Source organism: Pseudomonas sp. LS-2, assembly GCF_003605735.1.
Lineage (GTDB): Bacteria > Pseudomonadota > Gammaproteobacteria > Pseudomonadales > Pseudomonadaceae > Aquipseudomonas.
This window is the reverse complement of the sequence record NZ_QXTJ01000026.1, coordinates 185,975-197,961: the sequence shown is the minus strand read 5'-3', so window position 1 is coordinate 197,961 and position 11,987 is coordinate 185,975. Positions and strand designations below refer to the sequence as shown.

The following is an 11,987-nucleotide window of genomic DNA, read 5'->3' as shown; positions in this document are numbered from 1 at the left end:
TGATTACGACGGGCTGACGCGACTTTCATGTGGAAATCGGTACAATCGCCGCCGTATTCCTGGGCCTTCTGGCCTTATCTGCTTGAGTCATGAGTCGCGCCCCATGCTGATTGGACACTACACGTTGTCGCTGGTCCTGGTTTCTGTACTGGTGGCCATTCTGGCGTCCTATACCGCGCTCGATCTTTCGGGACGCATCGCCAGTTCCAGAGGCCGGGCGATGGCCATGTGGATTTGTGGCGGCGCCTTGTCCATGGGCATCGGCATCTGGTCCATGCACTTCATCGGCATGCTGGCGTTCAAACTGCCCATCGACCTGGGTTTCGACCTGGGCCTGACCCTGCTCTCATTGCTGGTGGCGGTTCTGTCGTCGGGGTTTGCGTTGTGGCTGGTGAGTCACACACATGTGCCGTTGCTGCATATTTTGTTCGGTGCGCTCGCCATGGGCACCGGCATCAGCACCATGCACTACACCGGCATGGCGGCGCTGCGCATGCAGCCGGGCATCGATTACGACCCCACACTGTTCGGCCTGTCGCTGGTCATTGCGGTCAGCGCATCGGCCGCCGCCCTGTGCATAGCCCTGCGCCTGCGCAAGCAAACCCCTTACGTTCACCTGGCCCGTGGCGGGGCTGCGGTGATCATGGGATTCGCGATTGTCGGCATGCATTACACCGGCATGGCCGCCGCGAATTTCCCCGAAGGCAGTTTCTGCGGTGCAGCCGTGACCGGCCTGCGCACCGATGGCCTGGACAAACTGGTGTTGGTCACCAGTCTGGCGGTGCTCACCATCACTTTGCTCACGTCTATTCTCGACGCCCGCCTGGAAGCCCGCACCGCACAACTGGCGCAATCCTTGAGTGAAGCCAACCGCGAGCTGACCCAACTGGCACTGCACGACACCCTGACCGGGCTGCCCAACCGGATTCTGCTGGCCGACCGCATCGAACAGGCCATGCGCAAGGTCGATTCCCAAGGCGGTCTGTTTGCCCTGATGTTCATGGACCTGGACGGCTTCAAGCCGGTCAACGATGCGTTCGGGCATCACGTCGGCGATCAGTTGCTGCGTGAAGTGGCGATGCGCATGCGCGACAACTTTCACCGTCATGACACCCTGGCGCGGATCGGCGGCGACGAATTCGTGTTGCTCGTCGAGCTGGAAGAAATCGACGATGCGACCACCGTGGCCTCGCGCCAGGTGGCGCTGGTGGGCAAGCCGTTCACCGTGCAGGATCACGACCTTCAGGTGACAGTGAGCATCGGCATCAGTCTGTACCCCGGCAACGGCCGCACCCAGCAGGAACTGCTGATGAACGCCGACGCCGCGATGTACCACGCCAAGAGCGCTGGCAAAAACGGCTACAGCTTTTTCGATGCGTCGATGAACACCAACGCGCGCAACCAATTGCAACTGTTGCAGGACCTGCGCACCGGGCTGCGCGAAGGACAGTTCTGCCTGCATTACCAGCCTAAGTTCTCTGCCAGTTCCGGTGAGCCGGTGGGCGCCGAAGCGCTGGTCCGCTGGAATCACCCGGAGCACGGGCTGCTGATGCCGGACAAGTTCATTGGCCTGGCGGAAAAGACCGGTCTGATCATCAACATCGGTGAATGGGTGCTCAATGAAGCCTGTCGCCAGATGCGTGTCTGGTATGAGGCGGGTTACAGCCATTGGCGGATCGCGGTGAATCTGTCGGCATTGCAATTCTGTCACGCCGGTCTGGTGAAGACCGTCGCGCAATCGCTGGCGGCGCATGGCCTGCCGGCCAACTGTCTGACCCTCGAGATCACCGAAACCACCGCGATGAGCGATGCTGACGCCAGCATGACCGTGCTGCAGCAGCTGTCAGACATGGGCGTGGACCTGTCCATCGACGATTTCGGAACCGGGTATTCGAGCCTGATGTACCTCAAGCGCCTGCCGGCAAACGAGCTGAAGATCGACCGCGGTTTCGTTCGTGATCTTGAACATGACAGCGACGATGCAGCCATCGTGTCGGCCATCGTCGCGCTCGGCCAGGCGTTGAATCTGCGGATCGTGGCCGAGGGCGTGGAGACCAGCAGCCAACAGAATTTCCTGACCCGTCTGGGCTGCGATTCGTTGCAGGGCTATCTGCTGGGGCATCCATTGCCAGCGGACCGCTTCATGGCGGATATTAGCGCGGCACACAAGCGCGTTTCTGCGAACACACTTTGACGTTTCATGCTTTGCACAACATTAAAAAAGCTCAGATTGATTCGGACACATCCATGGAAAAAAACCTCCTCATCACTGGCGGCTCCAGAGGTATTGGTGCGGCCACGGCAGTTCTGGCGGCATCGCAGGGTTATCGCGTCTGCATCAATTATCTGTCTGACCATGCGGCCGCCGAGCGCGTCTGCGGGCAGATTCGCGAGGCGGGCGGACATGCCATCGCAATTCAGGCGGACGTGAGCAACGAGGACGAGATCATCCGCCTGTTCTCCCGGATTGACTCCGAACTGGGGCGGCTGACCGCGCTGGTCAACAACGCCGGCACCGTGGGCGAGACCTCGCGGGTCGAGAACATGTCGGAATTCCGTATGCTCAAGATCATGATGAGCAATGTCGTCGGGCCGATGCTGTGCAGCAAACATGCGCTGTTGCGTATGCTGCCACGCCACGGCGGGCATGGCGGCAGCATCGTCAACGTGTCATCGGTGGCGGCGCGTCTGGGCTCGCCCGGTGAATACGTGGACTACGCCGCGTCCAAGGGCGCGCTGGACACCTTCACCATTGGCCTGGCCAAGGAAGTGGCGGGGGAGAACGTGCGGGTCAATGCCGTGCGTCCCGGCTACATCTTCACCGAGTTCCACGCCTTGAGTGGCGATGCACAGCGGGTCAGCAAACTCGAACCGACCATCCCCATGGGCCGCGGCGGCTTGGCCGATGAAGTGGCCGAAGCGATCCTGTGGTTGCTGTCGGACAAGGCGTCGTATTCGACCGGCACGTTCATTGATCTGGGGGGAGGCCGCTGACTGGCGGTTACCGTCCTGATCCTGAGTGGAGCGCTTTAGAATCGGGCCAAAGGCCGTGGGAGCCTGACTTGTCGGCGATCGGCTGCGCACCAGTCGCAAAACCCGCGACTTCGGTTTATCGGGTGCGCCGATTTTGCTGCCGCTTCGCGCCAGATCGCTGGCAAGCCAGGCTCCTACGCCCTCCGGGCAGAAGCCGATCGCAGTCGAGTTCCCCAGCCCTTCGGGTATAAGCCGCGCATTGACGGCAGGGGGCTTTTGATTCTGGCCAGAGGCCGTGGGAGCCTGACTTGTCGGCGATCGGCTGCGCAGCAGTCGCAAAACCCGCGACTTCGGTTTATCGGGTGCGCCGATCTTGCTGCCGCTTCGCGCCAGATCGCTGGCAAGCCAGGCTCCCACGCCCTCCGGGCAGAAGCGGTTGGCAGTCAAGCTCCTACGCCCTCCGGGCATAAGCCGCGCGTTGATGGCAGGGGGCTTTTGATTCTGGCCAGAGGCCGTGGGAGCCTGACTTGTCGGCGATCGGCTGCGCAGCAGTCGCAAAACCTGTGACTTCGGTTTATCGGGTGCGCCGATCTTGCTGCCGCTTCGCGCCAGATCGCTGGCAAGCCAGGCTCCCACGCCCTCCGGGCAGAAGCGGATCCCAGTCAAGCTCCCCAGCCCTTCGGGCATAAGCCGCGGATTGATGGCAGGGGGGGGATTCTGGCCAGAGGCCGTGGGAGCCTGACTTGTCGGCGATCGGCTGCGCAGCAGTCGCAAAACCTGTGACTTCGGTTTATCGGGTGCGCCGATCTTGCTGCCGCTTCGCGCCAGATCGCTGGCAAGCCAGGCTCCCACGCCCTCCGGGCAGAAGCGGATCCCAGTCAAGCTCCCCAGCCCTTCGGGCATAAGCCGCGGATTGATGGGGGGGGGGGGATTCTGGCCAGAGGCCGTGGGAGCCTGACTTGTCGGCGATCGGCTGCGCAGCAGTCGCAAAACCTGTGACTTCGGTTTATCGGGTGCGCCGATCTTGCTGCCGCTTCGCGCCAGATCGCTGGCAAGCCAGGCTCCCACGCCCTCCGGGCAGAAGCCGATCCCAGTCAAGCTCCCCAGCCCTTCGGTATAAGCCGCGGATTGATGGCGGGGGGGGGGGATTCTGGCCAGAGGCCGTGGGAGCCTGACTTGTCGGCGATCGGCTGCGCAGCAGTCGCAAAACCTGTGACTTCGGTTTATCGGGTGCGCCGATTTTGCTGCCGCTTCGCGCCAGATCGCTGGCAAGCCAGGCTCCCACGCCCTCCGGGCAGAAGCGGATCCCAGTCAAGCTCCCCAGCCCTTCGGGCATAAGCCGCGGATTGATGGCAGGGGGGGGATTCTGGCCAGAGGCCGTGGGAGCCTGACTTGTCGGCGATCGGCTGCGCAGCAGTCGCAAAACCTGTGACTTCGGTTTATCGGGTGCGCCGATTTTGCTGCCGCTTCGCGCCAGATCGCTGGCAAGCCAGGCTACACGCCCTCCGGGCAGAAGCGGGTGGCCGGGAAGCTCAGCGGCTACGCACTCGGCAAAAGCCGCTGAGTATTGGCTCTTCTCCGATCACGCTACCATCATCGACCGAATGATCTTGCCCAACGTCTCCATTGCCCGTTCCGAGGTGTCACTCCACGGGCTTCCGTAGTTCAGCCGAATGCAGTTCTTGAAGCGGCGGGTCGGCGAAAAAATGGGGCCGGGGGCGATGCTGATGCCTTGCGCCAGCGCCACCTGAAAGACTTTCAGCGAATCGATCTGCTCCGGCAACTCCAGCCATAAAAAGTAGCCCCCGGACGGTTGGCTGACTCGCGTCTGTGCCGGAAAGTAACGCGCCACGGCGCCGAGCATGGCGCGCAACTGGTCTTCCAGGCTGTTACGCAGTTTGCGCAGGTGGCGATCGTAACCGCCGTGTTGCAGGTAATCGGCGATGGCGGCCTGAGCGGGCATCGACGCGCACAGCGAGGTCATGATTTTCAGCCGCTCGACTTTCTGCGCATAGCGACCGGCAGCGACCCAGCCCACCCGGTAACCCGGCGCGAGGCTCTTGGCGAAGGAACCGCAATGCAACACCAGGCCCTCGGTGTCGAACGCCTTGGCCGGTTTGGGCGCGTGTTGTCCGTAATACAGCTCGGCGTACACGTCGTCCTCGATCAGCGGGACCTGATGCCTGCGCAGCAACTCGACCAGTTCGCGCTTGCGGGATTCGGCAACGGTGGCGCCGGTCGGGTTCTGAAAGCTGGTCATGCTCCAGCAGGCCTTGATCGGGTGGCGTTCAAGGGTCTGCTCAAGCACGATCAAGTCAATGCCGGTCTGTGGATGAACCGGGATTTCCACGGCCTTGAGCTTCAGGCGTTCCAGCACCTGCAGACACGCATAGAAGGCAGGGGCTTCAATGGCCACCAGATCACCCGGTTCAGTGACGGCCTGCAGACACAGATTCAGCGCTTCCAGCGCGCCATTGGTGATCAGCAGTTCCTCCATCGGCAGCGTCTGGCCGGCAACCATGTAGCGCAGGGCGATCTGGCGCCTGAGGGTCGGGTTGCCGGGGGACAGGTCGCTGACCACCATGCTCGGGTCCATGTCCCGTGTGGCACTGGCCAGCGAGCGCGCGAGGCGTTGCAGGGGAAACAGCCCGGCGCTGGGGAAGGCCGAACCGAAGGGAACCGTGTTGGGGTCCTTGATCGATTGCAGAACCGAAAACACCAGCTCACTGACGTCCACTTCCGTGGACTCGCCGACCTGCACACCCGCCGCTGCGGTAAGTCCAAGGGCATGCCCCCCAGGTTGAGCGGCGAACGTCTCGTTCACCGGGCCATCGTTGACGAAATAGCCGGAACGTGGCCGGGCGCGAATGAGACCGCGCCGTTCGAGCAGGTAATACGCCTGAAACACGGTCGACGGGCTGACCCCGTGAGTCTGACTGGCATAACGCACCGACGGCACGCGCTGCCCGGCGGCCAGCACGCCGGAGCGGATCAGCTCGGCAATGTCGTCGGCAAACTTTTCATAGCGCTTCATTGAGAACCCGCAACCAGAGACTGAAGATTCCGGTGCAAGCGCAGCCGTGAATCCGGGATGACCGGACTATGCGCGTCCAGGCCGTTTCAGTACAGATGCAGATTTTTCGATAAAGAGCGGATCAGATGTGCTGAACAGGCTTCTGTAGCCGTGGGAGTTGCCGGCGCAGGCGTCTTCGAAAACCGCTACCGCCGGCAAGCCGGGCTGCTACAGGGGCGAGCCTTATATGACCGGCGAATCCTCTCCGGGCTCGACGCCAATCGTGTGGTGCCGCAGGTCCTTGGCCTTGTAGACCGTCAACGCGTCTGCCTCGGCCTCGGTGATGGGGACCTTCTTGCCGCCAATGTCAGCTTCGGACATGTGCGTGGCGTCATTGGTGGTGATCACCACGTCTGGCACGGCGCTGCGGTAAGTGGTCCCGTCTACCACGGCCGAGCAATGCTGGTTGTTGCTGTCGAATTCCAGAGGCATGGTCGTACTCCTTCGCGGGCTGGTGAACGTACGACTGCGATGGCCATCCAATCGTTTCTCGCATCCGACAGAGGGGCGCAGCACTCCGGGCGAGCGATGCTGTCCATTGCTCAGCGGGCCCGCCAAGAGAGGCCTGTCGCGAAAGTCAAAGGAATGCCCATGAACGCCTGGTGGCAAGAAGTCGTCGAGACGCTACAAGCCGAGTTTTCCGACATCACCGATGCTTCCCAACTGACCCGTGTCACCGTGCGCCTGGTGATCGCCGCGCTACTCGGCGGGATTCTCGGTTTCGAGCGTGAGCACAAGGGCAAGGCGGCCGGGGTGCGAACGCACATGCTGGTGTGCATGGGCGCGGCGTTGTTTGTGCTGGTGCCGCGTCTGGCCGGTGCCGACGATCAGGCCTTGAGCCGTGTGGTGCAGGGCATCGTTGCCGGGATCGGCTTTCTCGGCGCAGGCACCATCCTAAAAGGCGACAAACTCAACACCCATCAAGTGAAGGGGCTGACAACGGCGGCTGGATTGTGGATGACGGCTGCCATCGGTATTGCAGCGGGCAGTGGTCGGGAAATGACCGCCGTACTGAGCACGATTCTGGCGCTGGGTATTTTCAGCCTCATGCCGATGATCGTCGAACGCTTCGACACGCCCCAGGAAGAAAAGGAAAAGGACCCCAAGCGCAGGGACGGTGGGGATTCGCACCAACCCTGAGCACGCCGAAGCGTGCCCGGTTCAAGTCATGCAGGCGTCACCGAAAGCCGCGCGTCACTCGGGGAAATCCTCACCCAGAATTGCGGGCGGCTCCGAGCTTGGCGGATCGCCCTTGGGAGGTTCGATCACGGGCGGCATTGTTGGGGGAGGCGGTTCTTCGGGCTTTGGCACCGGCAGTTCGGGGTCGTCGATATTCGGATCGGGCGTTTCTGCGGGAATCGGAATGTTCATTGCTTGACCTTCCTACAGCGCTGGCTGGAACAGGCGGGAGTACCGTATTTTCAACGCGCTCGCAGGTTCGACAGCGGGGCGCTTTGAATGATTCAGCGCAAATTTCCGGTCGAGGAGCCGCCTGCGACTAAGCTGCCCATGAATCGATTTTTTGCCGCGCAAGCTCTTTGAACTTTTCCCCGACGCAGGCGTTCGGAACCTATGCGGCCACGTCGGGATATGTTCTGCCCGCTGGTTCGCCCTTATTCGGTTATGGATGAAAACGCGATGCAATGGACTCTTAACAAGGAGCGTCCCTGGGGCGTGAGGAGTGATGCTCGATGAATGTGACTGCTGATCAGCCATACGGCCCTGATTCCCTGGCCACCGATGTTCCACACCCAACCCAGCCTTTATCCCTGACTCAGGCCCTGCAACTGCCGCGAATCGTCATCGAAGATACGCAGCCAGTGATCGAGGCCGGGCAGCTTGCGGCCAAAGCCATCATTGGCCAGCCGGTCACCGTCACCAGCAAAGTGTTTGCCGACGGTCACGACAAGATGGCGGTGCGTATCCGTTATCGCGCCGCCGACGAGCAGGAATGGCACACGGCGCCGATGCGCGATCTGGGCAACGACAGCTGGACCGGTGAATTCATCCCGACCGCGGTCAGCCGCTACCTGTTCCGCCTGGAAGCCTGGATCGATCAGTTCGCCAGTTATCGCTATGAACTGGAGAAGAAGTACGCCGCTGGCGTCGACATCGGTCTGGAGCTGGAGGAAGGGCGGCTGCACCTGGTGCATGCCTCCGAACGCAGCCAGTACGAGTTGCGCGGGCAGATCGACAGCCTGTTGCAGCGTTTGGCGGAGAACACTGAACACGAAGCGCAGGTGGCATTGCTGCTGCACAGCGAAACCGCCGCCATCATGGCCAAGGCCGATAATCATGCGTTTCTGAGCCGCAGTGTCGAGTTCCCGCTGGACGTGGAGCGCGAGCTGGCGCAGTTCGCCAGTTGGTACGAGTTGTTCCCGCGCTCGATCACCGACGACAAGCACCGCCACGGCACGTTCAACGACGTGCACGGCCGGTTGCCGATGATTCGCGACATGGGCTTCGACGTGCTGTATTTCCCGCCGATTCACCCTATCGGCCGTGCCCATCGCAAAGGGCCGAACAATTCGTTGCAGGCAGGGCCGGATGATCCGGGCAGCCCCTACGCCATTGGCAGCGCGGACGGCGGCCACGACGCGATCCATCCACAACTGGGGACCCGCGAGGACTTCCGCAATCTGGTCGCTGCCGCCGCCGAACACGGTCTGGAAATCGCCCTGGATTTCGCCATTCAGTGCTCGCAAGACCATTTGTGGCTCAAGGAGCATCCGGGCTGGTTCTCGTGGCGGCCCGACGGCACGATCCGTTACGCGGAAAACCCGCCGAAGAAATACCAGGACATCGTCAACGTCGATTTCTACGCCCCGGATGCCATCCCCAGTCTCTGGCTGGAGCTGCGGGACGTGGTGCTGGGCTGGGTGAAGGAGGGCGTGAAGATCTTCCGCGTCGACAACCCGCACACCAAACCACTGCCGTTCTGGCAATGGATGATCGCCGACATCCGCGCCCAGCATCCGGAGGTGATGTTCCTCGCCGAGGCCTTCACCAAGCCGGCGATGATGGCGCGTCTGGGCAAGGTCGGCTATTCCCAGAGCTACACCTATTTCACTTGGCGTAACACCAAGGCTGAACTCAGCGAATACCTGACGCAGCTCAATGAGTCGCCGTGGCGCGAGTGCTACCGGCCCAATTTCTTCGTCAACACGCCGGACATCAACCCGCATTTTCTGCACGACTCCGGTCGCGCCGGTTTCCTGATCCGCGCTGCTTTGGCGACCATGGGGTCGGGGTTGTGGGGCATGTACTCGGGGTTCGAGTTGTGTGAATCGGCGCCGGTACCGGGCAAGGAGGAATACCTGGATTCGGAGAAGTACGAAATCCGTCCCAGGGACTTCACCCAGCCGGGCAATATCATTGCCGAGATCGCCCAGCTCAACCGCATCCGTCGGCAGAACCCGGCGTTGCAGACCCACCTGGGCCTGCGCATCTACAACGCGTGGAACGACAACATCCTGTACTTCGGCAAACGCAGCGCGGACGGCAGCAACTTCGTGCTGGTCGCGGTCAGCCTCGACCCGCACAACGCCCAGGAAGCGTATTTCGAACTGCCGCTGTGGGAAATGGGCCTGCCGGATGACGCCGCAACCCTGGGCGAGGATCTGATGACCGGGCACAGCTGGACCTGGTACGGCAAAACGCAGTTCATGCGCATCGATCCGACGTATCAGCCTTTCGGCATCTGGCGCATCAGAACCACAAACCCATAATTCAAAGGATGTGGTCATGGCGAAAAAACCTCGCAACGCTGCCTTCATCGATGACCCGCTCTGGTACAAGGATGCGGTGATTTACCAGGTGCATGTGAAGTCGTACTTCGATTCCAACGACGACGGAATCGGCGACTTCCCTGGCCTGATCGCCAAGCTCGACTACATTGCCGAGCTGGGCGTGAACACCATCTGGCTGCTGCCGTTCTACCCCTCGCCTCGGCGAGACGATGGCTACGACATCGCTGACTATCGGGGTATTCACACCGATTACGGCACCATGGCCGATGCAAAGAAATTCATCGCCGAAGCGCACAAGCGCGGTTTGCGGGTGATCACTGAGCTGGTCATCAATCACACCTCCGACCAGCATCCGTGGTTTCAACGCGCCCGGCATGCAAAAAAAGGCTCCAAGGCCCGGGACTTCTACGTCTGGTCCGATGACGACCAGAAATACGACGGCACGCGGATCATCTTCCTCGACACCGAAAAATCGAACTGGACCTGGGACCCGGTCGCCGGCCAGTACTTCTGGCACCGGTTTTACTCGCACCAGCCGGACCTCAACTTTGACAATCCGCAGGTCATGAAAGCGGTGCTCGAAGTCATGCGCTACTGGCTGGACATGGGCATCGACGGCCTGCGGCTGGACGCCATTCCTTACCTGATCGAACGCGATGGCACCAACAACGAGAACCTTCAGGAAACCCACGATGTTCTGAAGAAGATCCGTGCCGAGATCGACGCCAACTACCCCGACCGCATGCTGTTGGCCGAGGCGAATCAGTGGCCTGAAGACACACAGTTGTACTTCGGCGATCGCAAGGGCAAGGACGGCGACGAGTGCCACATGGCGTTCCACTTCCCGCTGATGCCGCGCATGTACATGGCGGTCGCGCAGGAAGACCGCTTTCCGATCACCGATATCCTGCGCCAGACCCCGGAAATTCCGGAGAACTGCCAATGGGCGATTTTCCTGCGCAACCACGATGAATTGACCCTGGAAATGGTCACCGACCGTGAGCGCGACTATCTGTGGAACTACTACGCATCGGACCGCCGCGCGCGGATCAATCTGGGCATCCGTCGCCGACTGGCGCCGCTGCTGGAACGCGACCGCCGCCGCGTGGAGCTCCTCAACAGCATGTTGTTGTCCATGCCAGGTACGCCGACGCTGTATTACGGTGACGAAATCGGCATGGGTGACAACATTTATCTGGGCGACCGCGACGGCGTGCGGACACCCATGCAATGGTCCATCGACCGCAACGGCGGGTTCTCCCGCGCCAATCCGGCGAGCCTGGTACTGCCACCGATCATGGACCCGCTCTATGGCTATCAGTCGGTCAACGTCGAGGCTCAGGATCACGACCCGCATTCGCTGCTCAACTGGACCCGGCGCATGCTCGCTGTGCGCAAACAGCAGAAGGCCTTCGGTCGCGGCACGCTGAAAATGCTGTCTCCGAGCAACCGCCGCATCCTGGCCTACACCCGCGAATACACCGGGGCCGATGGCAAGAGCGAGATCATTCTGTGCGTCGCCAACGTGTCGTCCGCCTCTCAGGCGGCGGAACTGGAGCTTTCCCACTACGCCGGTACGGTGCCGGTGGAAATGCTCGGCGGCAGCGCCTTTCCACCTATTGGCCAGCTCAATTACCTGCTGACGTTGCCGCCTTACGGCTTCTACTGGTTCTTGCTGGCCGCGGAGAATCAAATGCCCAGCTGGCACGTCGAACCGGCCGAAAGCATGCCGGACTTCCCGACCCTGGTGCTTAAGCAGCGCCTGGAAGAACTCTTGGACGAACCCCTGCGCCAGACCATGGAGCAGACCTCGCTGTCGGTGTACCTGCCGAAACGGCGCTGGTTCGCGGGCAAGGGCACGGCCATCGACAACGTGCACATTGCCTACGCCGTACGCTTCGGCACGGCCCAGCGCCCTGTGTTGCTCAGCGAAATCGAAGTCACTGCAGGCGGCGACGTGGCGCGCTACCAGTTGCCGTTCGGCTTTCTGGCCGAAGACGATTTCAGCAGCGCCTTGCCGCAGCAACTGGCGTTGGCCCGCGTGCGTCGCGGCCGTCAGGTCGGGTTGATCACCGACGCGTTTACCCTTGAGCCGTTCATTCGCGCCGTGATCAAGGGCATGCAGGACCAGACCGTGCTGCCGACCAATGACGGCGAACTGCGCTTCCAGCAGACCTCGAAGCTGGCGCCGC

General features: G+C 61.8%; 8 protein-coding genes. 5 read left to right on the top strand and 3 right to left on the bottom strand.

Features of this window, described 5'->3' with window-relative positions:
• Window positions 1-103 precede the first annotated feature (103 nt).
• Both D3M70_RS15725 and D3M70_RS15720 read left to right on the top strand, forming a co-directional pair.
• Entirely contained in the window at window positions 104-2,194 is a 2,091-nt protein-coding gene (locus tag D3M70_RS15725) for a bifunctional diguanylate cyclase/phosphodiesterase (protein WP_120126647.1), read from the top strand.
• Window positions 2,195-2,247: 53 nt separating this feature from the next.
• The gene (locus D3M70_RS15720; RefSeq protein ID WP_120126646.1) at window positions 2,248-2,994 is read left to right on the top strand and encodes an SDR family oxidoreductase; all 747 of its coding nucleotides are present in this window, start codon (window positions 2,248-2,250) and stop codon (window positions 2,992-2,994) included.
• Between the two features lie 1,561 nt (window positions 2,995-4,555).
• On the opposite strand, the gene mapR is transcribed toward D3M70_RS15720, so the two are convergent.
• Together mapR and D3M70_RS15710 are read right to left on the bottom strand one after the other, a co-directional pair.
• Complete coding sequence (gene mapR, locus D3M70_RS15715) at window positions 4,556-6,007, bottom strand: GntR family transcriptional regulator MpaR (RefSeq protein WP_120126645.1); 1,452 nt, start codon at window positions 6,005-6,007, stop codon at window positions 4,556-4,558.
• 222 nt (window positions 6,008-6,229) lie between these two features.
• Window positions 6,230-6,478 carry a DUF3203 family protein gene (locus D3M70_RS15710; RefSeq protein ID WP_120126644.1) on the bottom strand — a complete coding sequence of 83 codons (249 nt, stop codon included), beginning with the start codon at window positions 6,476-6,478 and terminating at the stop codon, window positions 6,230-6,232.
• A gap of 159 nt (window positions 6,479-6,637) precedes the next feature.
• Between D3M70_RS15710 and D3M70_RS15705 the strand changes: the two genes are divergently transcribed.
• Window positions 6,638-7,186 (top strand): MgtC/SapB family protein, encoded by a 549-nt coding sequence (locus tag D3M70_RS15705; protein WP_120126643.1) that lies wholly within the window; start codon window positions 6,638-6,640, stop codon window positions 7,184-7,186.
• 54 nt (window positions 7,187-7,240) lie between these two features.
• Here D3M70_RS15705 and D3M70_RS31995 read toward each other — a convergent pair whose 3' ends face one another.
• Window positions 7,241-7,417 (bottom strand): hypothetical protein, encoded by a 177-nt coding sequence (locus tag D3M70_RS31995; protein WP_165869813.1) that lies wholly within the window; start codon window positions 7,415-7,417, stop codon window positions 7,241-7,243.
• A 320-nt stretch (window positions 7,418-7,737) separates the two neighbouring features.
• On the opposite strand from D3M70_RS31995, the gene D3M70_RS15700 reads away from it, so the two are divergent.
• Together D3M70_RS15700 and treS are read left to right on the top strand one after the other, a co-directional pair.
• Window positions 7,738-9,774, top strand: coding sequence for an alpha-1,4-glucan--maltose-1-phosphate maltosyltransferase (locus D3M70_RS15700; RefSeq protein WP_120126642.1), 2,037 nt, complete (start codon window positions 7,738-7,740; stop codon window positions 9,772-9,774).
• A gap of 16 nt (window positions 9,775-9,790) precedes the next feature.
• Window positions 9,791-11,987 (top strand): maltose alpha-D-glucosyltransferase (treS, locus tag D3M70_RS15695; protein ID WP_256659865.1); only part of this gene is annotated, 2,197 nt, incomplete at its 3' end.

Coding starts and splice junctions, on each gene's coding strand:
- mapR (WP_120126645.1), bottom strand. CDS start 6,007: ATGAAGCGCTATGAAAAGTTTGCCGACGACATTGCCGAGCTGATCCGC.
- D3M70_RS15725 (WP_120126647.1), top strand. CDS start 104: ATGCTGATTGGACACTACACGTTGTCGCTGGTCCTGGTTTCTGTACTG.
- D3M70_RS31995 (WP_165869813.1), bottom strand. CDS start 7,417: ATGAACATTCCGATTCCCGCAGAAACGCCCGATCCGAATATCGACGAC.
- D3M70_RS15710 (WP_120126644.1), bottom strand. CDS start 6,478: ATGCCTCTGGAATTCGACAGCAACAACCAGCATTGCTCGGCCGTGGTA.
- D3M70_RS15705 (WP_120126643.1), top strand. CDS start 6,638: ATGAACGCCTGGTGGCAAGAAGTCGTCGAGACGCTACAAGCCGAGTTT.
- D3M70_RS15720 (WP_120126646.1), top strand. CDS start 2,248: ATGGAAAAAAACCTCCTCATCACTGGCGGCTCCAGAGGTATTGGTGCG.
- D3M70_RS15700 (WP_120126642.1), top strand. CDS start 7,738: ATGAATGTGACTGCTGATCAGCCATACGGCCCTGATTCCCTGGCCACC.